Annotated in this window: 23 protein-coding genes; 10 read left to right on the forward strand and 13 right to left on the reverse strand. The window is 37.3% G+C overall.

Going from position 1 to position 25,466, the window contains the following annotated elements:
• Position 1 precedes the first annotated feature (1 nt).
• The 6 genes from DBO93_RS08815 to DBO93_RS08840 all read right to left on the reverse strand — a co-directional run bounded on the left by DBO93_RS08815 (position 2) and on the right by DBO93_RS08840 (position 5,633).
• The gene (locus tag DBO93_RS08815) at positions 2-1,156 is read right to left on the reverse strand and encodes a cupin domain-containing protein (protein ID WP_108456010.1); all 1,155 of its coding nucleotides are present in this window, start codon (positions 1,154-1,156) and stop codon (positions 2-4) included.
• 149 nt (positions 1,157-1,305) lie between these two features.
• A complete protein-coding gene (purB, locus tag DBO93_RS08820; protein ID WP_108456011.1) occupies positions 1,306-2,676 on the reverse strand; it encodes an adenylosuccinate lyase in 1,371 nt (456 codons plus the stop codon).
• A gap of 21 nt (positions 2,677-2,697) precedes the next feature.
• Positions 2,698-3,321, reverse strand: coding sequence for a high frequency lysogenization protein HflD (gene hflD / locus DBO93_RS08825; protein ID WP_108456012.1), 624 nt, complete (start codon positions 3,319-3,321; stop codon positions 2,698-2,700).
• A gap of 12 nt (positions 3,322-3,333) precedes the next feature.
• A complete protein-coding gene (gene mnmA, locus DBO93_RS08830) occupies positions 3,334-4,479 on the reverse strand; it encodes a tRNA 2-thiouridine(34) synthase MnmA (RefSeq protein WP_108456013.1) in 1,146 nt (381 codons plus the stop codon).
• Between the two features lie 64 nt (positions 4,480-4,543).
• Positions 4,544-5,023, reverse strand: a complete 480-nt coding sequence (locus tag DBO93_RS08835) for an NUDIX hydrolase (RefSeq protein WP_108456014.1) — start codon at positions 5,021-5,023, stop codon at positions 4,544-4,546.
• A complete protein-coding gene (locus DBO93_RS08840; protein WP_239059154.1) occupies positions 5,016-5,633 on the reverse strand; it encodes a pseudouridine synthase in 618 nt (205 codons plus the stop codon). Before DBO93_RS08840 ends, DBO93_RS08835 begins: the two co-directional genes overlap by 8 nt.
• 170 nt (positions 5,634-5,803) lie before the next feature.
• Between DBO93_RS08840 and DBO93_RS08845 the strand changes: the two genes are divergently transcribed.
• Together DBO93_RS08845 and icd are read left to right on the forward strand one after the other, a co-directional pair.
• On the forward strand, positions 5,804-8,035 hold the full coding sequence (locus tag DBO93_RS08845) for an NADP-dependent isocitrate dehydrogenase (RefSeq protein WP_108456016.1): 2,232 nt from the start codon (positions 5,804-5,806) through the stop codon (positions 8,033-8,035).
• Between the two features lie 269 nt (positions 8,036-8,304).
• Entirely contained in the window at positions 8,305-9,555 is a 1,251-nt protein-coding gene (gene icd, locus DBO93_RS08850) for an NADP-dependent isocitrate dehydrogenase (protein ID WP_108456017.1), read from the forward strand.
• Between the two features lie 101 nt (positions 9,556-9,656).
• On the opposite strand, the gene cspD is transcribed toward icd, so the two are convergent.
• Complete coding sequence (gene cspD, locus DBO93_RS08855) at positions 9,657-9,884, reverse strand: cold shock domain-containing protein CspD (protein ID WP_108456018.1); 228 nt, start codon at positions 9,882-9,884, stop codon at positions 9,657-9,659.
• Positions 9,885-10,103: 219 nt separating this feature from the next.
• Between cspD and clpS the strand changes: the two genes are divergently transcribed.
• The gene (gene clpS, locus DBO93_RS08860) at positions 10,104-10,424 is read left to right on the forward strand and encodes an ATP-dependent Clp protease adapter ClpS (protein ID WP_108456019.1); all 321 of its coding nucleotides are present in this window, start codon (positions 10,104-10,106) and stop codon (positions 10,422-10,424) included.
• A gap of 28 nt (positions 10,425-10,452) precedes the next feature.
• Positions 10,453-12,708 carry an ATP-dependent Clp protease ATP-binding subunit ClpA gene (gene clpA, locus DBO93_RS08865; RefSeq protein ID WP_108456020.1) on the forward strand — a complete coding sequence of 752 codons (2,256 nt, stop codon included), beginning with the start codon at positions 10,453-10,455 and terminating at the stop codon, positions 12,706-12,708.
• Between the two features lie 236 nt (positions 12,709-12,944).
• Here the strand turns inward: clpA and infA are convergent, their stop codons facing one another.
• From infA to ald, 6 genes are all read right to left on the reverse strand, one after another.
• Positions 12,945-13,163 carry a translation initiation factor IF-1 gene (gene infA / locus DBO93_RS08870; RefSeq protein WP_011043571.1) on the reverse strand — a complete coding sequence of 73 codons (219 nt, stop codon included), beginning with the start codon at positions 13,161-13,163 and terminating at the stop codon, positions 12,945-12,947.
• A gap of 84 nt (positions 13,164-13,247) precedes the next feature.
• Complete coding sequence (locus DBO93_RS08875; RefSeq protein ID WP_108456021.1) at positions 13,248-13,949, reverse strand: arginyltransferase; 702 nt, start codon at positions 13,947-13,949, stop codon at positions 13,248-13,250.
• A 68-nt stretch (positions 13,950-14,017) separates the two neighbouring features.
• Positions 14,018-15,121 carry a tetratricopeptide repeat protein gene (locus DBO93_RS08880; protein ID WP_108456022.1) on the reverse strand — a complete coding sequence of 368 codons (1,104 nt, stop codon included), beginning with the start codon at positions 15,119-15,121 and terminating at the stop codon, positions 14,018-14,020.
• Between the two features lie 103 nt (positions 15,122-15,224).
• Positions 15,225-15,935 (reverse strand): leucyl/phenylalanyl-tRNA--protein transferase, encoded by a 711-nt coding sequence (aat, locus tag DBO93_RS08885; protein ID WP_108456023.1) that lies wholly within the window; start codon positions 15,933-15,935, stop codon positions 15,225-15,227.
• Between the two features lie 3 nt (positions 15,936-15,938).
• Positions 15,939-16,898: a thioredoxin-disulfide reductase gene (trxB, locus tag DBO93_RS08890; RefSeq protein ID WP_108456024.1), complete on the reverse strand. Its 960-nt coding sequence runs from the start codon at positions 16,896-16,898 to the stop codon at positions 15,939-15,941.
• 231 nt (positions 16,899-17,129) lie between these two features.
• Positions 17,130-18,251: an alanine dehydrogenase gene (ald, locus tag DBO93_RS08895; protein ID WP_108456025.1), complete on the reverse strand. Its 1,122-nt coding sequence runs from the start codon at positions 18,249-18,251 to the stop codon at positions 17,130-17,132.
• Positions 18,252-18,374: 123 nt separating this feature from the next.
• On the opposite strand from ald, the gene lrp reads away from it, so the two are divergent.
• From lrp to serS, 6 genes are all read left to right on the forward strand, one after another.
• Positions 18,375-18,857, forward strand: a complete 483-nt coding sequence (gene lrp / locus DBO93_RS08900) for a leucine-responsive transcriptional regulator Lrp (protein WP_108456026.1) — start codon at positions 18,375-18,377, stop codon at positions 18,855-18,857.
• Between the two features lie 95 nt (positions 18,858-18,952).
• A complete protein-coding gene (locus DBO93_RS08905; RefSeq protein ID WP_108456027.1) occupies positions 18,953-21,493 on the forward strand; it encodes a DNA translocase FtsK in 2,541 nt (846 codons plus the stop codon).
• A 1-nt stretch (position 21,494) separates the two neighbouring features.
• A complete protein-coding gene (lolA, locus tag DBO93_RS08910; protein WP_108456028.1) occupies positions 21,495-22,280 on the forward strand; it encodes an outer membrane lipoprotein chaperone LolA in 786 nt (261 codons plus the stop codon).
• Positions 22,267-23,622, forward strand: coding sequence for a replication-associated recombination protein A (locus DBO93_RS08915; RefSeq protein WP_108456029.1), 1,356 nt, complete (start codon positions 22,267-22,269; stop codon positions 23,620-23,622). Before lolA ends, DBO93_RS08915 begins: the two co-directional genes overlap by 14 nt.
• The gene (gene crcB, locus DBO93_RS08920; RefSeq protein ID WP_108456030.1) at positions 23,615-24,016 is read left to right on the forward strand and encodes a fluoride efflux transporter CrcB; all 402 of its coding nucleotides are present in this window, start codon (positions 23,615-23,617) and stop codon (positions 24,014-24,016) included. The genes DBO93_RS08915 and crcB overlap by 8 nt, the downstream gene beginning before the upstream one ends.
• 26 nt (positions 24,017-24,042) lie before the next feature.
• A complete protein-coding gene (serS, locus tag DBO93_RS08925) occupies positions 24,043-25,329 on the forward strand; it encodes a serine--tRNA ligase (protein ID WP_108456031.1) in 1,287 nt (428 codons plus the stop codon).
• Positions 25,330-25,466 lie beyond the last annotated feature (137 nt).

Consider the following 25,466-nt stretch of genomic DNA (forward strand, 5'->3'; position numbering starts at 1 on the left):
ATTATTCTATATACCAATAACCCTTATTTAAAACATTAGTTAACAATTGTATGTTTTTCAAACAAACAGCAAGTTTTTTTACTTCACCGGTACTTAAAGGTTTTTGTTGTGCTAACTGTTCAGCCAACGCTAGAGTTTGGCTTTCTAAAGCAAAGTTCTCACCATTTATAAACAGTGTTGCTTGCTTGTCGTTAATTATGGCGGCTTTCAAGCCAGATACTGGCATAAATAAAATGTCAGGTTCAGATAATATATCGCTGAGCTTATCTTCATCTATATCTTCAACGGGTACTAATATTTCCAAAGCATGATGACCTTGAGTTAAATATTGCCCAATAAATTGTTCAAAGAAACTCTCTTGCTCAAGGTTTTGCAGCATAAATGCTTTTAATTGCTGCTTATCTTGTTGCGTGATAGTAAAGCTAGTTTCAGGTAGTGGTCTTTCTGGATCGCTAAATCTTTGTTCGCCTAAATTATTATCAATGAGGTTATCAGCGAAACTTGACCATAAGTCTTGACTTGATGGCGCTTGAAAACCAATAGAGAAATTAACCGAATTTTCAATAGATACGCCTTTATGTGGATGATTAGGCGGTATATACAGTAAATCTCCTGGTTCGGTAATGTCATCAATAACAGGCGTAAAAGGTGAAACTTGTTTTAGATCTGCATGCGGTAATAAGTTTGTTAAGGTATTATCAGGCGCACCAACTTGCCAATGTCGTTTCCCGCTACCTTGGATTATAAAAACATCATATTGGTCTAAATGAGCGCCTACACCGCCTTTTGGTGTTGAAAAGCTGACCATCACATCATCTATGCGCCAGTTAGGTATGAACGAAAAAGGGCTAAGCAAGTTATGAGTGGGTCGAGACCAGTTGTTTACTGCTTGCACCAATAATGTCCAATTATCTTCCCCATACTTTGAGAAATCTTCAAATGGACCATGATCAACTTGCCAGTCACCTTGGTTGTTAACACTGATAATGCGAGACTCTATTTCTTGTTCCATCGCTAAGCCGGCAAGTTCATCCGCTGATATTGTGTCTTCAAAGTCAGTAAAAGCTTGTTTGATCAATAACGGTTTTTTTTGCCAGTATTGTTTAAGAAATATTTCTGGGGATAATTCCCCCCAATTGACTGATTCAATATTCATAGTGCAACCTTGTTATCAAAAGCTTACGAACAATGTAACTAGCTTTTCTAGTGGATTGTATAGTACAAACTTTTGATATTTATAATTAAATAACAAAAAGGGAGCCTATAGGATCCCTTTTTTTAATCTTAAAAGCTTATATTAATAAACTAGTCTAGTTCATTGATAAACTCTACAGCTCGACCAATGTAAGAGGCTGGTGTCATTTCACATAACTGTGCTTTTGCAGCGTCTGGTAATGCTAACGTCATAATAAATTCGCGCATTGAGTCACCATTAACACGTTTACCACGGGTTAACTCTTTAAGTTTTTCATAAGGTTTTTCAATACCGTATCGACGCATTACAGTTTGAATTGGTTCGGCCAACACTTCCCAGTTTGAATCTAGTTCAGCTAACAAGTTTGCTTCATTAACTTGTAATTTACTGATACCTTTACGAGTTGCTTGATAAGCAATTAATGTATGTGCAAAACCAACCCCTAAGTTACGTAGAACAGTAGAGTCAGTTAGATCGCGCTGCCAGCGGGAAATAGGTAATTTTTGGGCTAAATGCGTAAACAAAGCATTGGCAATACCTAAGTTACCTTCAGAGTTTTCAAAATCGATAGGGTTAACTTTATGCGGCATAGTTGATGAGCCAATTTCACCGGCAATCGTTCTTTGCTTGAAATGTCCCATGGCGATATAACCCCAAATATCACGGTCGAAATCAATTAATATGGTGTTAAAGCGTGCAATAGCGTCGAATAGCTCTGCTATATAATCATGCGGTTCAATTTGTGTGGTAAACGCGTTAAAGCTTAAGCCTAACGAGTTAACAAATTCATCAGCAAAATTGTGCCAATTTACTTCAGGGTAAGCTGATAAGTGGGCATTATAATTACCCACTGCACCATTAATTTTACCTAACATTTCAACTTCAGCAATTTGCTTACGTTGGCGTTTTAAGCGTACATATACATTGGCCATTTCTTTACCTAGTGTACTAGGAGAAGCCGGTTGACCATGTGTACGACACATCATTGGTATGTTTTTATATTCAATGGCTAACGCTTTAATATCAGCAAGAATATCGTCTATCATTGGCATCAATACTGTTTCACGACAGTCAGATAACATTAAACCGTGTGAAAGGTTATTGATATCTTCAGATGTACAAGCAAAATGAATAAACTCAGTAATGGCATTTAATTCAGCATTATGACTAATTTTTTCTTTTAGAAAATACTCAACGGCTTTTACATCATGGTTGGTTGTTGCTTCAATATCTTTAATATTTTGCGCGTCGGCTTCAGAGAAGTCACTAACAATTGCATTTAATAACGCGTTAGCTTCTGCCGAAAATTCAGGTACTTCGGCTATTTCAGCAGTCGTAGCTAATTTTTGTAACCAGCGTACTTCAACCGTAACACGGTATTTTATTAAGCCAAATTCGCTGAAAATAGGGCGTAATGATTTAACTTTACTGCCATAACGACCGTCAACCGGTGATATCGCACTTAATGCTGAAAGTTCCATAGTATATTCCTGAGGTTATATTTAAATTTCTTTAAGTAATTGTTGAGCGCACGCGACCATTTTTGTGCGACCAAAGAGTATATTTCTACGTTTTCCACCGACTTGACGCCATAATACACTTGAACGAATACCAGCAAGTAATAGCGCACGGATTTTATGTTGATTGCTTTGCTGTTTTAGCAAATTAGGTTCGCCAGCAACTTGTATTGGTGTACCGATAGGGCTTAGTAGGTCACTATAAATACTGGCTAAACTAGCAATAAGAGTCTCGCTAGTAATATCGTAATGCGCTAGTTGTCGTTGACTTTGTTCAATGCGATCACCCAAAAGCGCTAATTGCCCTTTTTTGTTGGCTAATCGACGCTCTAACCCTAATAAACTGACAACATATCGGGTTAACTCTGGATCTTTCTCTTTAGTTTGACTGCCAAGTTGCTCTATTAAAGCTTTTAAACCGGACTTTAAATGCGCAATATCGTTGCTGTAAACTTCTAATATGCTATCTGGTGATGTCACCATAATGCTGTTTAGCATAATAGCGAGTTCGGTTTCTTCTACTGAGCCAGTACGCGCTATATTTTGCACTAGCGCTGAGGCTTGACATATTGCAGCCAGGGTAATTGTTTGTTTTTCTAAATTATTCATGCATATCTTTTATTAACGAATAAGGGAATTAATAATACCGCCACCTAGGCAAATATTATCTTGATAAAACACCACAGACTGTCCGGGTGTTACTGAGCTTTGTGGCTCTGCAAACATCACTAAGTATTCACCATTGGCCATAGGTGAAAGATTACATGCGACATCTTCTTGTCGATATCGTGTTTTTACTGTGCATGAAATTGGCGTGGTTAAGTCTATTCTGTCGACTAAGTGCAATTGATTTGCTACTAAACCTTTAGAGAATAGGCGAGGGTGATCATGGCCTTGACCAACGATTAATACGTTACGCTCAAGATCTTTATCAACCACATACCATGGCGCTTCACCAGCATTTGCAAGCCCGCCGATACGTAAACCTTTGCGCTGACCTAAAGTGTGATACATCAAACCGTCATGCTCACCAATAGCTTCGCCTTCAGGTGTTTCTATTATGCCCGGTTGTGCGGGTAAATATTTACCCAAAAAATCTTTAAATTTGCGTTCACCAATAAAGCAAATACCGGTACTATCTTTTTTATTATGGGTGATCAAGTCAGCCTTTTCAGCGATAGCGCGTACTTCTGGCTTTTCAATATGTCCAACAGGAAATAGTGTTCTGCCTACTTGCAGGTGACTTAATGTGTAAAGGAAATAGCTTTGATCTTTATTACTGTCTAGACCGCGAAGCATTTGCCATTTACCATCATTAAACTCACGTTGCACATAATGGCCCGTAGCAATGTAGTCAGCGGCTAAATCTTCACATGCAAATTCAAGAAATGCTTTAAATTTAATTTCTTTATTACACATAATATCAGGGTTAGGCGTTCTGCCTGCTTTATATTCAGCAAGAAAATACTCAAAAACATTATCCCAATATTCGGTAGCAAAATTAATGGTATGAAGCTTTATACCTAATTTCTCACAAACATTTTGTGCATCTGCTAAGTCTTCTGCTGCCGCACAATATTCGTCATTATCATCTTCTTCCCAATTTTTCATGAACAAGCCTTCAACTTGGTAGCCTTGTTCAATTAATAAATAAGCAGAAACAGATGAATCAACACCACCCGACATACCTACAATAACTTTAGTATCTTGGGGTAACTTTTCGTTTGGTGATATTGAGTTTACCTTTACATGTTCGTTCGAGGTCATGACAACTATATTTCTATGGAAAATGGCGCGAAATTATAGCATGGTCATTTAGCCTGATGATAGATTAAAGATTAGATTTTAGGTGACTTAATGGTATTTTTTTACCACTGAGGTAATCTTCGATGCATTCAAGCACTAATGGACTACGTAATTGACTTGATTTTGCTTTAATCTCTTCAAATGTTAACCAATGACAGGCAATAATTTCTTCATCTTGTGGTTGGCATTCTTCAAATGATTCACGTTCTATAACAAAGCAAAATCGTAAATAATAGAGTGATATCGACTGTCGGTAATAATAGTAAATACCGCTAAGGTAATCGACCGAGCAAGTTAAGCCTGTTTCTTCTTCAAGCTCGCGCATTGCTGCATTTATTAGGTTTTCATTGGCTTCTAGATGACCCGCAGGTTGATTGTAAACAGTATTCCCGTTTTCTATCTCTTCAACCAATAAAAATTTTCCTTGGCAAAAAACAACAACAGCAACAGTCGTATTGGGTTTGAATTGCTCACTACCATGTGGGTTTGTTAACAGATCAGTCATGTATAATTCTCTTATATTCGCCGTTATTAATACCATCTAAAGTCCACTGACCTATGCTATAGCGAATTAGTCTTAATGTTGGGAAACCGATATGAGCAGTCATTCTTCTAACTTGTCGGTTTTTACCTTCTTGTATAGTAATAGCTAACCAAGAAGTTGGAATCGCTGCGCGCTCACGTATGGCGGGTATACGAGGCCAAATATTGGGTTCTTCAATCATGTTAACTTTTGCTGGCTTTGTCAGGCCATCTTTTAACTCTACCCCTTGGCGTAGCGCATCAAGATCATGCTCTTTTGGGACACCTTCAACTTGAACCCAATATGTTTTATTCGTTTTTTGGCTAGGATTTGCGAGTTTATGTTGAAGTTTTCCGTCATTAGTTAATAAAAGTAGTCCTTCACTGTCTCTATCTAGTCGACCAGCAGCATAAACATCCTTTACATGAACATAATCCTTTAAGGTTTTTCGGTTTTGATCATCGGTAAATTGGCATAAAACATCAAAGGGTTTATTGAAAAGTACAATTTCGGCTTTGAAATCAACTGGTCGTACCTTTTGAGGTTTGCGCTTGTATTTGCTTGTAAGTTTTTGTTTTTGTTTTAATTCCACGAAAGTTGACTCTGTAAATTTTAGTTTGAAAATAATTCATCTATTTTAATACGCCTTGATTTCCTATATTATGCGCGCGAAAATATTTTTTATCGATAAAATGAATAATTATTCGTAAATGAATGTGTATTCATTTTATCGATATATGGCAAATCAGCAAAGGATTTTAAATGACCACAGATACATCAAAAATTATTTATACAATTACCGATGAAGCGCCTGCTTTAGCAACGCACTCTTTTTTACCTATCGTTAAAGCATTTACTGCTTCTTCAGCTATTGATGTTGAAACTCGCGATATTTCATTGGCTGGTCGTATTATATCTAATTTTCCTAAATATTTGACGCCTGAGCAACGTATTGAAGATGCTTTAGCTGAGCTTGGGGAATTAGCAAAAACACCTGAAGCCAATATTATTAAATTACCTAATATTTCTGCGTCTATACCTCAGTTACAAGCGGCAATAAAAGAATTACAAGCAAAAGGGTATAACTTACCTAATTACCCTGAAGAACCACAAAATGAAGCAGAAGAGTCAATTAAACTGACTTATGCCAAAGTTCTTGGCTCAGCGGTAAACCCGGTTTTACGTGAAGGTAACTCAGATCGTCGTGCGCCTGGTTCAGTTAAGCAATATGCTCGTACTAATCCACATTCTATGGGCAAATGGTCACCTACGACTAAATCACACGTTGCACATATGCAGTCTGGTGATTTCTATGGTAGCGAGAAATCAGTCACCATTGATGGCGCAACTAACGTTAAAATTGAATTTGTTGCACAAAACGGTGACGTTACTTTACTAAAAGAGCATTTACCTCTTTTAGATTTAGAAGTTATCGATGCATCAGTTATGAGCAAAAAAGCGTTGGTTGAGTTTTTTGCTACTGAAACTGAAAAAGCAAAATCTGAAAATGTATTACTATCTCTACATTTAAAAGCCACTATGATGAAAGTATCAGACCCTATAATGTTTGGTCATGCTGTTAAAGTGTTTTATAAAGATGTTTTTGCTAAGCACGGCGCTACTTTCAACCAATTAGGTGTTGATGCTAATAACGGTATTGGCGATGTTTACGCTAAAATCGACCGTTTAGCAGCCTCAAAGAAAGCTGAAATTGAAGCAGATATTAATGCTGTTTACGCGACACGTCCTGAACTCGCTATGGTTGATTCAGATAAAGGCATCACAAATTTACATGTACCAAGTGATGTTATTATTGATGCTTCTATGCCAGCAGCGTTACGTGCTTCAGGTATGATGTGGGCACCAGACGGAACTCAAAAAGAAACTAAATTCATGATCCCTGATCGTAACTATGCGGGTGTATTTTCTGCGGTAGTTGATTTTTGTCGTGAAAATGGTGCGTTTAACCCAACAACAATGGGCTCAGTTCCTAATGTTGGTTTAATGGCACAAAAAGCAGAAGAGTACGGTTCACATGACAAAACATTTACGATGTCTGGTGAAGGTACAATGCGAGTTGTTGACGATAACGGTACAACGTTATTAGAACATGCGGTAAGCGAAGGCGATATCTGGAGAATGTGTCAAGCGAAAGACGCACCAATCCAAGATTGGGTTAAATTAGCCGTAACACGCGCTAAAGCAACGAATGTTCCAGCCATATTCTGGTTAGACGCAAACCGTGGTCATGATGCGCAAATGATCAAGAAAGTTAATACTTATCTTGCAGATCACGACACAGCTGGCTTAGACATTCAAATAATGGCTCCAGTTGAAGCCTGTGATTACACATTAGCACGCGTTGCTAAAGGCGAAGATACCATTTCAGTAACAGGTAACGTATTACGTGATTACTTAACTGATTTATTCCCAATTTTAGAGCTTGGTACCAGTGCCAAAATGCTTTCAATTGTACCATTAATGAATGGCGGTGGTTTATTTGAAACTGGTGCTGGTGGTTCAGCGCCTAAGCACGTACAACAGTTCGAAAAAGAAAACCACTTACGTTGGGACTCATTAGGTGAGTTTTTAGCTTTAGCGGCTTCTTTAGAGCACTTAAGCGTGAATACAGGTAATGCTAAAGCTCAAGTGTTGGCAGATACGTTGGACGAAGCAACAGCTAAGTTCTTGCAAGAAAATAAATCGCCTTCACGTCGTGTTAACGAATTGGATAACCGTGGTTCACATTTTTACCTTGCTATGTACTGGGCACAAGCCTTAGCAGAGCAAACAAAGGATGAAACCTTGAAATCAAGTTTCGTTGCTATTGCTCAAGCATTAACTAAGCAAGAAGCAAAAATTGTAGAAGAGTTAAATAGTGCTCAAGGTCCAAGCATGGATATAGGTGGTTATTATTTTGCTGATGCTGAATTAGCAGAGAAAGCAATGCGCCCAAGTGCAACGCTTAATACTATTTTATCAAACTTGCTTTAATCTATAATTAAAAAAGTCAGTCAAAAGCTAGGCAATTGCCTAGCTTTTTTTTGTCTTAAATTTAACCTGTAACGCGAGCGATATTTAAATAGGTATGAGTTTTTTTCTATAAAAGTTTGCAATTGAATTAAAGCAACGGTTTAATCATTCATGACGGTTATACTAATTATCATGATTTCAGTATTAGTGTCGCTGCACTTTTTCTATTAGTTTAAAGGAAAAGAAACTAGCAAACGGCTATTTTTATTAGTAAATTTAGGAGATCTCGTATGTCGAACCATGTAATTATTCCAAGTGCTGGTGCCAAAATCACCTCAGAACAAGGTCTGTTGAAAGTACCTAATAACCCTATTATCCCTTTTATTGAAGGTGACGGAATAGGTGTCGATGTAACACCACCTATGATGAAAGTTGTTGATGCTGCAGTAAATAAAGCATATGGCAGCGAAAGAAAAATTCATTGGATGGAAGTTTATGCCGGTGAAAAAGCAACGCAAATGTATGATTCAGAAACTTGGTTGCCAGATGAAACCTTAGCGATGTTCAAAGAATATAAAGTGGGAATAAAAGGTCCACTTACAACACCTGTTGGTGGTGGTATGCGCTCTTTAAACGTTGCCTTAAGACAAATACTTGATTTGTATGTATGTCAAAGACCGGTGCAATGGTTTACCGGTGTGCCGAGCCCGGTAAAAAAACCTAGCGAAGTTGATATGGTTATTTTTAGAGAAAACTCTGAAGATATTTATGCTGGGATTGAATATCAAGCAGGTACTGATCAAGCTAAAAAAATGATCAAGTTTTTAACTGAAGAAATGGGTGTTACTAAAATTCGTTTCCAAGAAAATTGTGGTATCGGTATTAAACCTGTTTCTAAAGAAGGTACACAAAGGCTAGTGCGTAAAGCTATTCAGTACGCCATAGATAATGATCGTGAATCTGTTACTTTAGTGCACAAAGGTAACATTATGAAATTCACTGAAGGTGCTTTTAAAGAGTGGGGCTATGAATTAGCAAGAGAAGAATTCGGTGCTGATTTAATGAATGGTGGTCCGTGGTGTAGTCTTAAAAACCCTAAAACGGGTAAAGAAATTATCATCAAAGATGTTATTGCTGATGCAATGTTACAACAAATTTTATTACGCCCAGCAGAATATAGTGTTATTGCTACGCTAAATTTAAACGGTGATTACTTGTCAGATGCTTTAGCAGCTCAAGTAGGTGGTATTGGTATTGCACCTGGCGCTAACTTAAATGATGATGTAGCCATTTTTGAAGCAACACACGGAACAGCGCCAAAATATGCAGGTCTTAATAAAGTGAATCCAGGATCTGTTATTTTATCTGCTGAAATGATGCTTAGACATATGGGTTGGACTGAAGCGGCTAACTTGCTTTTAAAAGGTATGTCTGGTGCTATCAACGCAAAAACGGTTACTTATGACTTTGAACGTTTAATGGACAATGCCACACTTGTTACTTGTTCTGAGTTTGGTGATTGTATAATTGAAAACATGTAAAAGTTAGTTTTACGAGTTTTGTAATTTTTTTATAAAGTACTAAGCATAAAAAACACAGCCAATTTGCTGTGTTTTTATTTTTCTATCTGTAAATTATTACATTAGTTGTCAGAATCTGCTTCTATCTCTGATGGCGTAATACTTGCTGCGTGATCACCTTTAGGGCCCGCATTTAGCTCGTAATTTACATCCTGTCCTGCTTTTAACGTACGGTATCCTTCCATTTGAATTGTTGAATAATGTGCAAATATATCTTCACCACCATCCTCAGGACGAATAAAACCAAACCCTTTCGCATTATTAAACCATTTAACTGTACCGTGAGCCATACTTCAACATCCTTCTAAATTCATCGGTAATTAGGTATGCTTTCCTCAAAGCATTATCTAAAGCATCAATATTTACAACAGATGACGAAAAATTAGCCATCAAAGTAAATCGTAGATAATAATTAAAAATAGTCAAGTGTTAAGTCACATATTTCGAGTTTTTAGTTATTATTTTTTTAAATCTTAAGCAAAATTTAACTGACAGACTAATATAGAATTATGAGTAAATGGAAAGAATTGATAGACGACCAAACTGTTCTTGATGACGAGGTTATTGAAAAATTTGAGAAACCCCCAATGTATACAGTTGTGCTATTAAATGATGACTATACACCAATGGACTTTGTCATTGATGTACTGTGTAGATTTTTTAATATGAATGCTGAGCAAGCGACAGATGTTATGTTAGCGATTCATTATAAAGGGAAAGGGCGTTGTGGTACCTTTACTGCTGAAGTAGCAGAAACTAAAGTCGATCAGGTCTTGAGTTACGCAACGAGCAACGAACATCCGCTTAAATGTACTATGGAAAAAGCGTAATTACGCAAGATTTTAATTGGAGCATCTTATGCTGAATAAAGATTTAGAAGTATCGTTAAATATGGCTTTTCGTCAGGCTAAAGAGTCTCGCCATGAATTTATGACGGTTGAACACTTATTGTTGGCATTGTTAGACAATCCTTCTTCTATCGATGCTTTAAAAGCATGCGGCGCAGATATCGCGAATTTAAGAAAAGAATTGTTAGCTTTTATTGCTGATACAACGCCAGTTATACCTGCTGGAGAAGCTGAACGAGAAACTCAACCCACACTGGGTTTTCAGCGAGTATTACAACGTGCTGTTTTTCATGTGCAATCTTCAGGAAAAAGCGAAGTTAATGGCGCGAATGTCCTCGTTGCTATTTTTAGTGAACAAGAGTCTCAGGCCGCTTATTTCCTTAAAAAGTCTGACATTACCCGTTTAGACATTGTTAACTTTATTTCTCATGGTATCGCGAAAATTGACCAAGAAGGTGCTAATAACGAAGATCAGCAAGCACCTGCTGGTGACGAAGAACCTCGTACGATTGATAATTTTTCAACAAACCTAAATGAAGTTGCTTTGAAAGGGGGCATTGACCCTCTTATTGGTCGCGATAACGAATTAGAACGAACTTTACAAGTATTGAGTCGCCGTAGAAAAAACAATCCTTTATTTGTTGGTGAGGCAGGTGTAGGTAAAACAGCAATAGCTGAAGGCTTAGCAAATTTACTGGTATCAGATAAAGCGCCTGAATTTTTAAAAGATGCGACCATTTATTCTCTTGATATGGGGGCTTTACTTGCGGGTACTAAATACCGTGGTGATTTTGAAAAGCGCTTTAAAGCACTGTTAAAGGAACTTGAGCAAGACGGTAATGCCATTCTATTCATTGATGAGATTCATACCATTATTGGAGCTGGTGCTGCGTCTGGCGGGATGTTAGATGCGTCTAATTTGATTAAACCTTTATTATCATCAGGTAAACTGCGTTGCATGGGTTCAACAACGTACCAAGAATACCAAAGTATTTTTGAAAAAGATCGTGCATTAGCTCGTCGTTTCCAAAAAATTGATGTGGTTGAGCCGAGTGTTGATGACACCACTAAAATATTACATGGCTTAAAAGAAAAATATGAAAGTCATCATGGCGTTAAATATACCAATAGTGCATTGCGAGCCGCAGCGCAACTTTCAGCAAAATATATTAATGACCGATTTTTACCTGATAAAGCCATTGATGTAATTGATGAGGCAGGCGCACGTCAACAGTTGGTTGCAGCATCTAAACGTAAAAAAACAATCAACAACACCGACATTGAAAATATTGTCGCTAAAATGGCACGTATTCCTGAAAAATCAGTATCGTCGACAGAAGTTGATAGTTTAAAAACGCTCGATCGTAATCTAAAACTTGTTGTTTTCGGTCAAGATCATGCTATTGACGAACTATCATCTGTTATTCGTTTATCTCGAGCAGGCTTAGGTAATGAACATAAGCCTATTGGTTCATTTATATTCGCAGGTCCAACAGGTGTTGGTAAAACAGAAGTTACTCAACAACTTGCAAAAGTACTTGGTGTAGAGCTACTGCGCTATGACATGTCAGAATATATGGAGAAGCATGCCGTAAGTCGTTTGATTGGTGCTCCTCCTGGTTATGTTGGCTATGAGCAAGGTGGATTATTAACTGATGCTGTGATTAAAAATCCACATGCGGTTGTACTTCTTGATGAAATAGAAAAAGCACATGAAGATGTATACAACATATTATTACAAGTTATGGATCATGGCACATTAACCGATAATAATGGTCGTAAAGCCGATTTTAGAAATATTATTTTAGTATTAACCACTAATGCGGGTGTAGAGCACACTGTTAAGCAATCTATTGGCTTTAAACAACAAGATAATAGTCTTGATGCTATGGAGGAAATTAACAAGGTATTTTCACCTGAGTTTCGAAATCGCTTAGATAACATTGTCTGGTTTAATCATTTAGGTGATGAAGTTATTCAGCAAGTTGTCGATAAGTTCATTGTTGAGCTTCAAGTACAACTTGATGAGAAAGGCGTATCGCTAGAAATAACTAAAGATGCTAAAAAATGGATGGCAAACAAAGGCTACGATAAAGCGATGGGTGCACGTCCTATGGCGAGATTGATTCAAGAGCACTTGAAGAAGCCATTAGCCAATGAATTGCTCTTTGGCGAATTAACACAGGGTGGTGTAGCTAAAGTAGCAGTTAAGAAAGATAAATTAGTTATTAACTATGAATCTAAGAAAGAGTTAGTTGAGCATTAATTTTTGACTGACATGAAACACATAGATGTTAAGTCACATTTATGTGTTTATTGCGTACTATCAATAAACACAGTTGAAAAAAAATTGACTTAAATTTCAGACTAATTTTTAGACATAAAAAAACCGAGCTAGCTCGGTTTTTTGTTTTTAAATTGGCAATAACAAAAATTTTAGTTATAAAAAAACGCTTTGTTAATAGAAAGCTAAAGCGCTTTTAAAACTAAAACTTTAAATTTCTATCTAGCACGGAAGATAATACGACCTTTAGATAAGTCATAAGGTGTTAATTCAACAGTAACTTTGTCGCCAGTTAAGATACGAATGTAGTTTTTGCGCATTTTTCCAGAAATATGTGCAGTAACAACATGACCATTTTCCAATTCAACTCGGAACATAGTATTTGGCAAAGTATCTAAAACAGTACCTTGCATTTCAATATTTTCTTCTTTCGCCATTGGGCGCCGAACCTCTAAATTAGTGCGTAAATAAAAAGCTGCGCAGATAATGCCGAATTGCAGCCCTAATGTAAAGCTATAGTGTTATTTATTTACGGTTTGCCATTGATTTTCTACTAAAATTTGATGAGGAGTATAACGGTTTTTATAATTCATTTTACTGCACTCTTCAATCTGATAACCGAGGTAAAGGAATTGTCGTTTCTGTTGTGATGCAATATCTATTTGTTTAAGAATAGAATAAACACCTAAGCCATCTTTTTTGTAGTTTGGATCATAAAACGTATACACAGCTGATAAAGCATCAGGGATGTCATCCGTTACGGCAACACTTATTAAAGCTTCTTTATGCCAAATTTCAATGTAGCATTGCGGTGTAATATTATTTTGAGTAAAGCTTTTGAACTGTTCTTCAGACGCTGGAAACATACTGCCATCATGATGAATGGTATTAATATAGCTCTCATAAAGAGGGTAGTAACTTGCTTTTACTTCATTACTTATTAAAACAGTAAATTGCTGATTACGTTTCAATAAACGTTTTTGACTTTTTGAAGGGATGAAGTCGTTAACTAATACGCGTAATGACTTACATGCTTGACAAGCAATACAATGGGGACGGTAAATATCGTTGCCACTGCGTCTAAATCCTTGCTGCATTAGCCAACCATAATGGTCTCGGTCATGTAAAACATCGTCAACAGCAATTAATAACCGCTCTTCTTGTTCGGGTAGGTAATTACAAGGAAACGATTTAGTAATACCTATCTTATAATTTGTACTCATGAATGTTTTACTCGAAACCTTTCTCTATCAGACGATTAAAAATCGCTATTCTTTGATCATTTTTATTATTAATTAGCCGATTTTAATGTTAGATATGCAGACTCAAAGTCGCCGAGACTATAGTGGGCTTCAGCTAACATATGTATTAATTCAATTTTATCTCTTTGCATCTGATAAGCCTCTGCGAGCGCAATGGTTTCAATAAGTAAGACTTTACACTCTATGAATTCTTTATTTTGAGCTAATATGTTTGCCATATTTTTACGAACATGAATTTTTACACGTTCTGACGCACTTAAATCTGCGGCAATAATAGCTTCATTTAAATACTCTTTTGCTTCTTTGAAGTTTCCTAAATTATTTTGATATTCTGATAATCTAGACAATGAAAAAGCCTGATTGAGCTTATTTTTATCTTTTAAAGCTTGTCGATAAGATTTTAACATCCAAACACTGGCATCTTGCCAGTTTTCAGTTTCTTGATATATTCGCGCAAGGTTATAATACCCAATAGATAAGTAATGAGGTGTATCTATTTTTTCATAAATAACATTAGCTTGATGTTGATATTTCAGTGCAATTTTTATTTTTCCAAGCCGTTTATTGACAGCACTATATCTTTCTAAAATTGTTGCCTTATCAAAAACATTAGGCATCAATTCTAAGTATTTAATCGCAAGGGTTAAATCTTTTACTGCTTTATCATCATTACCTAACAAATTATACGCATAGGCTCTTTCAACTAACGCCGCTATTTTGTAATTCGATAAACTTGATTGTTCAGCTTTAATCACCGCCATATTAGCAGTAGCTAAAAACTCATTGAATTGTCCCCGCTGAAAGTACCCTCTAGATTGGCTAATCAGTACTCTGGTATGCCAAGTATCTGTTAATAAACCCGTAGCTAAGGCTGCTTTTGAATATTTTAAAATATTTTCAGGTTGGTCAATGATGTAAGCTATTTCTGATTGAAGCACCATCAACTTAGCTTTTAAGTTAACGGTAACTTCAGGGTCGACTAATAAAGATTCTATTTTATAAAAAACAGCTTTTGGGTTAATAGCAATTTGATGATTAAGTGTTTGTTCAATATTATTGGTAGTGAAAGAAAATGCATAGTTTGAATAAAATACAATTAATATTACCGTTAACCAACTAAGATTTTTATTCAAATTTTTCACCACGATTAAATTTTTTTATATCAGCACTCATTATTAACAAATTTCAACGGTTATTCATACTTAAAGTTTTGATCGCTGAATAACAATAAGAGCGTTAATCTAAAAGTAACTGTCTAGTTTGCCAAAATTCTATTGGTGGGTTTATAGTTTTTGCAAGTGATTGCTGTTTTAAAAATTGTTGACGTGAAACTTCAATGCAACCCATTCCTGCTAAAAAAGGGTTAAGCATTTGGCAATCTATAAATTCAACTTTTATTGATTTAAGTAAGTTAGCCAAATACACAAGTGCGATCTTTGACGCGTTGCTCTCTTTGTAAAACATTGACTCACCGGAGAAATAACCATTTACTGCTACGCCATATAATCCACCAACTAGTTGCTCGTTATGCCAAACTTCAATTGAGTGTGCTCGGCCTTGATCATGTAATAACTTATAAGCAGCTATCATAGGGTCAACAATCCAAGTTTCTTCTTGACGAAAGGGGGCATCAGCACATAATGCAATAACTTGATTAAAGTCTTTATTAAGTGTGACGGTAAAGGTTTCCCGTTTAAGCACCTTTTTTAAGGTTTTATTAATCGTAAGTTGTGAAATATTAATAATGCCACGTGGATCAGGGCTCCACCACATGACAGGTTCGCCATCACTAAACCATGGGAATATCCCATTTTGATAAGCTTGATAAATTCGTTGAGGTGATAAGTCATCGCCGAAAGCGAGTAGGCCGTTGGGGTCGGTAAGAGCGGTAGATAAATCAGGGAAAATCGAGCTATTCGAAGTAATCCAAGGAATAGCTCGGGTCATTGATTAGTGACTACCTTTTGCGTCTAAGTAACGCTCTGCATCTAATGCAGCCATGCAACCGGCACCAGCAGAGGTAATTGCTTGACGGTAAATATGATCAGCAACATCTCCAGCCGCATAAATGCCTTCAACACTGGTTTGTGTGGCATTACCATTAGTACCACTTTGAATGGTTATATAACCATCTTTCATGTCTAATTGATCTTTGAAAATATCAGTGTTTGGTTTATGGCCTATCGCTATAAACACACCCATTACGTCAAATTCTTCTGTTGCATCAGAGTTCATGTCTTTAATGCGAACACCAGTAACACCCATGTTATCGCCAAGTACTTCGTCTAATGTACGATCAAGGTGTAATACGATATTACCGTTCGCTACTTTGTCCATTAAACGCTTAGTTAATATTTTCTCTGAACGGAAAGTATCACGACGGTGAATTAAATGAACTTCAGAAGCTATGTTTGATAAGTATAAAGCTTCTTCTACAGCGGTATTACCACCACCAACAACAGCGACTTTTTGATTTTTATAGAAAAATCCATCACAAGTAGCACAGGCAGAAACACCTTTACCCATAAAGGCTTCTTCAGAAGGTAAACCAAGGTACATCGCAGATGCACCAGTACAAATAATAAGCGCATCACAAGTATAAACACCTGAGTCGCCTTTTAGTTTGTATGGCTTTTCACTGAAATCTACTTCATTGATATGGTCGAATATAATTTCAGTTTCAAATTTTTCAGCATGCTTTTGCATACGATCCATTAATGCAGGTCCAGTAAGGTCATCTGCATCACCAGGCCAGTTTTCTACTTCAGTGGTTGTGGTTAATTGACCACCTTGTTGTAAACCGGTGATCATCACAGGTTTTAAGTTAGCACGTGCTGCATATACTGCTGCGGTATATCCTGCAGGGCCTGAACCCAATATGAGTAACGGGCAATGTCTTGCTTCGCTCATGAACTACTCCAAAAATAAAATATGTTAATGTCTTAATAGTTGGGATTCTAAGTGATTATCTCAAGAGAGCAACAAAGAAATAATTATAAATAATAATTTCTTTGACAAAACTGCAAGGCTATTTTTACAAATGCACCTAGATAATTGTAATGTTGCTGCTAATTATAAATACTTAAAAAACACAAAAGCCGCTTTATGTAAGCGGCTTTAAACATTTTTTGATGTTACAAGTTATAAAGTAGCTATAGCGACTTCTGGTGCAACATAATCATAGCCGAGTACATCAGCCACTGGTTTGTAAGTGATTTTACCACCTAAAACATTTAAACCGGCCATTAAGTGTACGTCATCAAGTAATGCTTGTTTTGCACCTTTGTTGGCTAGTGTAACAGTAAATGGCATAGTCGCATTGGTTAACGCCATTGTTGATGTTCTTGCAACACCACCTGGCATGTTAGCAACACAGTAATGCACAACATCATCAACTACATAAGTAGGGTCTTGATGTGTAGTCGCTTTAGATGTTTCAAAACAACCGCCTTGGTCAATGGCTACATCAACAATAACAGCGCCTTTCTTCATCATTTTAATATGTTCAGCTGTCACTAACTTAGGCGCTGCTGCACCTGGAATTAAGACTGCACCGATAACTAAATCAGCTTCAACAATAAGTTGGTCCATAGCATCAGCCGTTGAGTAAACGGTTTTAAGACGACCATCAAACTCTGTGTCTAACTGACGTAAACGAGGTAATGAACGATCTAAAATAGTAACGTCAGCACCCATACCTACAGCCATACGAGCTGCTTGCGTACCAACAACACCACCACCAACAATAAGTACTTTTGCTGGAGCAACACCTGGAACACCACCTAACAATGCACCTAAGCCACCTTGTGCTTTTTCTAGCGCATGTGCACCTGCTTGTATTGACATACGGCCTGCAACTTCAGACATAGGTGCTAGTAGTGGTAAACCACCGCCATTTTGTGTAACCGTTTCGTAAGCAATACAAGTTGCGCCAGAAGCTACAAGTAGTTCTGTTTGCTTTGGATCTGGGGCTAAATGTAAGTAAGTGAAAAGTACTTGACCAGGTCGAAGCATTTTACATTCAATTGGCTGTGGTTCTTTTACTTTAATGATCATGTCAGCAGTAGCAAATATCTCTGCTGCTGAATCAATAATTTTTGCACCAGCTGTGATGTATTGTTCATTTTCAAAGCCGATTGCTGCACCACCATTATTTTCAACGATAACGTCATGGCCATTAACAACTAACTCTTTAACACCAGCAGGAGTTAAGCCAATACGGTACTCGTGGTTTTTTATTTCTTTAGGTACACCGATAATCATAGTTTCTATCTCTGTTGTAAAATATGGAACTAGTATAGTGACTTTATCTCGAATTAACCTGTCGTTATTTTGTTGATGTTAGGATATAATCCTGTAAATGTTTATTTTATTAGTGGATTGTATATGAATTCTGCAGTGACAAAAAAAATAGATCGAATAGATAAAAATATCTTGTTTGAATTACAAAAAAATGGTCGTTTATCCAATATTGAACTTTCTAAAAGAGTAGGTTTAAGCGCTACTCCTTGTCTTGAAAGGGTGAAGCGTTTAGAAAATGACCAATTTATTGTTGGTTATCAAGCTATTTTAAACCCAAGAAAATTGGATGCTGCATTATTAGTGATAGTAGAAATTACCCTAACTAAAACCAGCCCTGATGTTTTTGACGATTTTTCTAAAGCGGTGCATGGCTTAGACGTCATTCAAGAATGTCATTTAGTTTCAGGAAATTTCGACTTTTTACTTAAAACACGTGTCGCAGATATGACCGCTTATCGCGAACTATTGGGAGACACCTTGTTAAGGTTGCCTGCGGTTAGTGAAAGTAGAACCTATGTCGTTATGGAAGAGGTTAAATCCTCAAATCACTTACCTATAAAGCGTTAAAAGCCATTATTCACGGTAAATATTCGGTATTACGTTTTATTCATCGCTAATGTTTGGTATTTTAGCATTATTATAATGATAATTTTCAGAAGAGTGTGCATTTGTCTTCTCCATCTCCAAAGTTAAATGGCGTTCAACGCCTGCTCGAAGCCGGACTTTTAGTGTCCTGCGTTTTTGCTATGTTTATCATGCTAGCATTATTTAGTTTTGATCCCGCTGATCCCGGTTGGTCCCAAACGGGTTATCAAAACCCTGTCCGAAATTTAGGTGGCGCAGTTGGCGCATATTTATCTGATTTACTGTTAAATTTATTTGGGTTAATTGCCTATAGCTTACCTTTTGTTATTGCGATAACAGGTTGGTTGTTATTTCAAAAGTATCACCAGTTAATTCGACTTGATTACCTAACATTAGGCTTAAAATTTATTGGCTTTATTTTGTTTTATATTGGTATAACCTCGATAGCTAGCATGAATTTTGACGACGTTTTTTATTTTTCTGCGGGTGGTATTTTAGGCGACGTACTCAGTAACTCACTGATACCTTATTTGTCATTTGTTGGTAGCACACTGTTATTTGTAACATTTTGTGGGTCAGGCTTTGTTTTGTTAACCGGCATTTCGTTACTTAATGCTATTGATAAAGTAGGGGAGTTAGCGATAAATGCTATTGAATATAGTTTAACTATACCTGCGATTATTAAACATCATTTAGGTACAAGCCCAGAAAAAGAAACAGTAACAGCTCAATCATTAAATATTGAGCAAGCCGCTGAAAAACTCAATAGTACTAAAGCGACTTCAAACGATAATGTTCCAGAGCATTACATCGCTTTTGAAAAAGAGTCTGATGAAGTCAAAGACGCTATGGAAGCTATCAGTGATGCTAAGCATGACAGTCTTATTGCCAAGAGTATTGATGACAGCGCTTATAACTCTCGCGACAATGAACCTTATGTTGATATAGATGAATTAATGGGTGAGCCGCTTGCCATGAATGTGCAAGAGCATGTCAGCGATGATGAAATTGCTGCCGCTTTCGAGCCCGTTGAAAAAATTGTTGTTGAAGAGCCTACAACCCTACATGATAAAATTTATCAGCAATTAGACAAAGATAAACCGGCAGAGCCAAATTATAATGATATGCCTTCATTAGATTTGTTAGACAGAAAAGATAAAGTTGAAAACCCAATTGATCAAGAGCAACTTGATTTAGTGTCTAGCTTAGTAGAAGCAAAACTGTTGGAATTTGGTATCAAGGCTGAAGTTGTTGGTGTATTCCCAGGACCGGTTATTACTCGCTTTGAGCTAAACTTAGCGCCAGGTGTTAAAGCCAGTAAAATTACCAATTTATCTAAAGATTTGGCACGTTCTTTATCGGCTAAAAGCGTACGAGTTGTTGAAGTTATTGAAGGCAAATCAGTTATTGGTATTGAATTACCTAACAAACATCGCGAAACCGTATTTTTCGCTGATGTTATCTCTTGTGAAAAATTTGCACTTTCAAAATCAAACTTAGCTATGGCTATCGGTAGCGATATTTCTGGCCAACCGGTTATTGCTGATTTGGCTAAAATGCCACATTTATTAGTGGCAGGTACTACCGGTTCAGGTAAATCTGTAGCTGTTAATACCATGATAGTCAGTATTCTGTATAAGTCTTCTCCTGAAGATGTACGCATGATCATGATTGACCCTAAACAAGTAGAATTATCGGTTTATGATGGTATTCCTCATCTTCTATCTGAAGTAGTAACCGACATGAAAGAAGCGGCGAATGCATTACGTTGGTGTGTTGGAGAAATGGAACGACGTTATCAATTAATGTCTAAACTTGGCGTACGTAACCTAAAAGGTTATAACGATAAAGTGGCTAAAGCCATTGCTGCCGGTGAACCTTTAATAGACCCTTTATGGCAGCCAAGTGATGCCTTTACACAAACGCCTCCAACATTAGAAAAGCTACCTTCGATTGTTATTATTGTTGACGAATTTGCTGACATGATGATGATAGTAGGTAAAAAAGTTGAAGAACTTATTGCTCGAATTGCTCAAAAAGCACGTGCTGCTGGTATTCACTTAATTTTAGCGACTCAACGCCCGTCAGCCGATGTTATTACGGGCTTAATAAAAGCTAATATTCCAACACGTATGGCACTGAGAGTACAATCGCGTATTGAATCTCGTATTATTCTTGATCAACAAGGTGCTGATCAATTACTGGGCATGGGTGATATGTTCTATTTACCGCCTGGTGAAGCCGTACCTATTCGTGTTCATGGTGCTTTTGTTGACGACCACGAAGTTCACGCAGTAGTTAACGATTGGAAATCAAGAGCAGAGCCTAATTACATTGAAGAGATCCTTTCAGGCGATTCAGAACAAGATATTTTACTACCAGGTGAGCAAGCAGATGCCGATAGTGAAGAAGAAATAGATACATTGTATGATGAAGCATTAGCTTTTATTACAGAAAGTCGTCGAGTGTCAATTTCTAGCATCCAAAGAAAATTTAGAATTGGTTACAACCGTTCTGCACGTATTGTTGAACAAATGGAATCACATGGTGTCGTAAGCAGACCAGGTAATAATGGCGCACGAGAAGTGTTAGCGCCACCGCCAATTAAGGAACACTAACATGCTATTTAAGATTAAATTAATAAAAAATAGCGTTGCCATTGCAACGCTATGTAGTGCGGTATTTTCAACGGTTAGTTTAGCGGTAAGTCATGACAATTTGGATGTTCATTCTATAAAGGTTAATCCAGATCATACTAAAATTACCAAGCCAGTAGATCTAACCAAAAAACTAACAGATAACGGCACAGTAGAGTATTCAGTTGATGTATCGGTAATGAATAAAGCCAATGATCACAAAAGTGAGTTAATGGCCAAATTAGCGAAAATTGACTTTTTCAGCGCAGATTTTACTCAACGCATATTTGATGAAGCAGGTAATGAATTACAACAAGGCAGTGGTTCACTTTCTGTCAGCAAGCCTAATTTAGTGCATTGGCAGACCCTAATGCCTGATGAGTCATTGATAGTATCAGATGGCGAAAATTTATGGTTTTATGATCCCTTTGTTGAACAGGTCAGTGTTTACACTTTAGAAAGCGCGATAGCCAATACGCCTATTTTATTAATTACCAGTAACAATGAGCAACTATGGCAAGATTACACCGTAAGCCAGTTAACGAATAATCGTTATTTGGTCACGGCAAATAATGAAAACTCGCGCGTTAAAAGTTTAGAGCTTAGCTTTACCGGCAATGCGCAGAAAGTTGAACTTTCAGCGTTTAATATTCTAGACGCAACAGGGCAGCTTAGTGTTATTAGCCTTGAAGATAAAAATACAAAACCTGAATCGAGTTTATTCCAGTTTACCGTCCCTGAAGGTGTTTATTTAGATGACCAACGCTAACGGCTCACTCGAACTAGAGTTTGCTGAAGATGACCGTTTTAAACCCTTAGCGGCTAAATTAAGACCTAAATCGCTCGCAGATTATGAAGGCCAAGAACACATACTAGCTAAAGGTATGCCATTACCCTTGGCTATAGAGCAAGGTAAAGTACATTCTATTATATTCTGGGGGCCGCCAGGCACTGGAAAAACCACCATAGCAGAAATTATTGCACATCATGCTAATGCCGATATTGAACGAGTGTCTGCAGTAACATCAGGCATTAAAGATATTCGCCAAGCTATTGAAAATGCAAAAAGTCGCGCAACCCATCAACAACGCAGGACGGTACTTTTTGTTGATGAAGTACATCGATTTAATAAAAGCCAGCAAGATGCATTTTTACCGCATATTGAAGACGGCACCATTATTTTTATTGGTGCAACAACTGAAAATCCTGCTTTTGAACTCAATCAGGCTATTTTATCGCGTGCCCGTGTTTATACTTTAAAAAAACTCAGCGAAGCTAATCTAAGTAATGTACTTACTCGTGCGATAACTTATCAAACAAACAGCACTCAACTTGATATCATTATTGATGAAGCCACTAAAAAACAACTTATTGCTTTAGCCAATGGTGATGCACGTAGGTTATTAAATTTATTTGAAAATTGTTTAGAAATTACCAAGGTTGAAAATAACCAACAAATACTCAGTAAAGAGCAGCTAATTCAAGTAGCAGGTAATAAAATTGCCCTTTATGACAAAGGCGGTGATGCTTTTTACGATCTCATTAGTGCTTTTCATAAATCGGTTCGAGGCTCAGATCCCGATGCTGCACTGTATTGGTATGCACGTATTTTAACCGGTGGCGGCGATGCACTTTATGTTGCACGACGTCTTCTTGCTATCGCCAGTGAAGATATTGGAAATGCTGACCCTCGTGCTATGCAATTAGCAATAAACGCTTGGGATACCTTTCAACGGGTTGGTCCAAGCGAAGGTGAACGCGCGATAGCCCAAGCTACGGTCTATATGGCACTTGCACCGAAAAGTAATGCCGTTTATATGGCATTTTCACAAGCAAAAGCCTTAGCAAAAGAAACCAGTGATCTTGACGTGCCATTGCATTTAAAAAATTCTACCAGTGCTATTACAAAAGAGTTAGGACATGGTGAAGAGTATCGCTATGCTCATAATGAAGTTGGGGGCTTTGCTGCAGGCGAGAATTACTTTCCAGAAGAAATCGCCCAAACAACTCTTTATCAACCCACCGACCGTGGTCTTGAAAAACAATTGCGTGAGAAACTAAATTATTTAAACCAGTTAAACCAACAATCTGACCAACGCCGATATGACTAACACTATTAGTAACTTCACTTTATATCTATTTGTTGCCTTAGGTGGCGCTTTTGGTGCGAGCTTTCGATTTTATATTTCACAATTAATTTTAAATTGGCTCGGAAAAGGATTCCCTTTTGCTACGTTGGCGGTTAATATTTCCGGATCCCTGATCATGGGAGCACTTTATGGGTTAATTGAACAAGGTGTGATTGAAGTAAGTGTTTATCGAACACTTATTGGTATTGGCTTTTTAGGCGCATTTACCACTTTCTCAACCTTCTCATTAGACACGTTGTTATTAATTCAACAAGGTGACATATTTAAAGCGACAATAAACATTTTACTTAATGTTTGCTTATGCATTTTTGCAGCAGCGTTAGGCATGTATATTGTATCTATTTTTAACAAGTAAATAACAAAGAAAACACGTGACATATCATGCTTGATCCAAAACTACTTAGAACAGATATAGAAAACACCGCAGCTGAACTTGCTAAACGTGGATATACGTTAGATACCGCAGAACTAATGGCGTTAGAAGAGCAACGTAAAGCTATCCAAATGAATACGCAAGACTTACAAAACCAGCGAAATACTCGTTCTAAATCTATAGGACAAGCTAAAGCCCGTGGCGAAGATATTCAGCCTTTATTGGCCGAAGTGAGTAAGCTGGGTGATGAGCTAGAAGCGGCAAAAGAAGAACAAACTCAAGTACTTGCGAAAATTGATTTTATTGCCTCAGCAATACCAAACTTAATTCATGAGTCAGTACCTGCCGGTGCTAGCGAAGACGACAACGTAGAAATTAAACGTTGGGGTACGCCACGTGAATTTGATTTTGAAGTAAAAGACCATGTTGACGTTGCTACGGCATTAGACAAAGGCTTAGACTTTGAAAGTGGAGCAAAGCTTGCTGGTACTCGTTTCGCCGTTATGCGCGGTCAAATTGCTAAGTTGCACCGTGCATTAGCCCAATTTATGTTAGATGTGCATAGCGAAGAGCACGGCTACCAAGAAATGTACGTACCTTACTTAGTCAATCATGACTCTTTATACGGTACGGGCCAATTACCCAAATTTGGTGAAGATTTATTCCATACCGAATTAAACAACAAAAAGCTTTCTTTAATTCCAACCGCTGAAGTACCGTTAACTAACTTAGTGCGCGATGAAATTATCGAAGAAAGTGACTTGCCAATAAAAATGTGTGCACATACACCGTGTTTTCGAAGTGAAGCAGGTTCTTATGGTAGAGACATTCGCGGCTTGATCCGCCAACATCAATTCGACAAAGTTGAAATGGTGCAAATTGTTAAGCCAGAAGACTCTTTTCAAGCTTTAGAGGACTTAACGGGTCATGCAGAAAAAATTCTTGAAAAATTAGAATTACCTTATCGTACAGTAGTGTTGTGTACGGGTGATATTGGTTTTAGTGCAACTAAAACGTTTGATATTGAAGTATGGCTTCCTGCGCAAAATACTTACCGTGAAATTTCTTCTTGTTCAAATATGGGCGATTTCCAAGCACGTAGAATGCAAGCGAGATATCGTAGCAGTGAAAGCAATAAGCCAGAACTTGTACATACACTTAATGGCTCTGGTCTTGCTGTTGGTCGTACGTTAGTAGCGGTACTTGAAAACTACCAACAAGCAGATGGTAGCGTTAACGTACCAACCGTTTTACAACCTTATATGAAAGGTTGTACTAACATTAATGTTGGTTAATTAATGTCAGCTTCAAAAAAATCCAATACCTAGGTATTGGATTTTTTTTATGCATAGAAAACACAAACCAATCGACTAGATAAACTAAAACAATAGTTATTGGTTCTTTACAGGTTGGTTAATAACTTAAAAAGGGA

Source organism: Colwellia sp. Arc7-D, from assembly GCF_003061515.1.
GTDB lineage: Bacteria > Pseudomonadota > Gammaproteobacteria > Enterobacterales > Alteromonadaceae > Cognaticolwellia.

Excerpts from the sequence above, each read along its gene's own strand:
- DBO93_RS08815 (WP_108456010.1), bottom strand. The coding sequence starts at position 1,156 with ATGAATATTGAATCAGTCAATTGGGGGGAATTATCCCCAGAAATATTT.
- purB (WP_108456011.1), bottom strand. The coding sequence starts at position 2,676 with ATGGAACTTTCAGCATTAAGTGCGATATCACCGGTTGACGGTCGTTAT.
- hflD (WP_108456012.1), bottom strand. The coding sequence starts at position 3,321 with ATGAATAATTTAGAAAAACAAACAATTACCCTGGCTGCAATATGTCAA.
- mnmA (WP_108456013.1), bottom strand. The coding sequence starts at position 4,479 with ATGACCTCGAACGAACATGTAAAGGTAAACTCAATATCACCAAACGAA.
- DBO93_RS08835 (WP_108456014.1), bottom strand. The coding sequence starts at position 5,023 with ATGACTGATCTGTTAACAAACCCACATGGTAGTGAGCAATTCAAACCC.
- DBO93_RS08845 (WP_108456016.1), top strand. The coding sequence starts at position 5,804 with ATGACCACAGATACATCAAAAATTATTTATACAATTACCGATGAAGCG.
- icd (WP_108456017.1), top strand. The coding sequence starts at position 8,305 with ATGTCGAACCATGTAATTATTCCAAGTGCTGGTGCCAAAATCACCTCA.
- cspD (WP_108456018.1), bottom strand. The coding sequence starts at position 9,884 with ATGGCTCACGGTACAGTTAAATGGTTTAATAATGCGAAAGGGTTTGGT.
- clpS (WP_108456019.1), top strand. The coding sequence starts at position 10,104 with ATGAGTAAATGGAAAGAATTGATAGACGACCAAACTGTTCTTGATGAC.
- clpA (WP_108456020.1), top strand. The coding sequence starts at position 10,453 with ATGCTGAATAAAGATTTAGAAGTATCGTTAAATATGGCTTTTCGTCAG.
- infA (WP_011043571.1), bottom strand. The coding sequence starts at position 13,163 with ATGGCGAAAGAAGAAAATATTGAAATGCAAGGTACTGTTTTAGATACT.
- DBO93_RS08875 (WP_108456021.1), bottom strand. The coding sequence starts at position 13,949 with ATGAGTACAAATTATAAGATAGGTATTACTAAATCGTTTCCTTGTAAT.
- aat (WP_108456023.1), bottom strand. The coding sequence starts at position 15,935 with ATGACCCGAGCTATTCCTTGGATTACTTCGAATAGCTCGATTTTCCCT.
- trxB (WP_108456024.1), bottom strand. The coding sequence starts at position 16,898 with ATGAGCGAAGCAAGACATTGCCCGTTACTCATATTGGGTTCAGGCCCT.
- ald (WP_108456025.1), bottom strand. The coding sequence starts at position 18,251 with ATGATTATCGGTGTACCTAAAGAAATAAAAAACCACGAGTACCGTATT.
- lrp (WP_108456026.1), top strand. The coding sequence starts at position 18,375 with ATGAATTCTGCAGTGACAAAAAAAATAGATCGAATAGATAAAAATATC.
- lolA (WP_108456028.1), top strand. The coding sequence starts at position 21,495 with ATGCTATTTAAGATTAAATTAATAAAAAATAGCGTTGCCATTGCAACG.
- DBO93_RS08915 (WP_108456029.1), top strand. The coding sequence starts at position 22,267 with ATGACCAACGCTAACGGCTCACTCGAACTAGAGTTTGCTGAAGATGAC.
- crcB (WP_108456030.1), top strand. The coding sequence starts at position 23,615 with ATGACTAACACTATTAGTAACTTCACTTTATATCTATTTGTTGCCTTA.
- serS (WP_108456031.1), top strand. The coding sequence starts at position 24,043 with ATGCTTGATCCAAAACTACTTAGAACAGATATAGAAAACACCGCAGCT.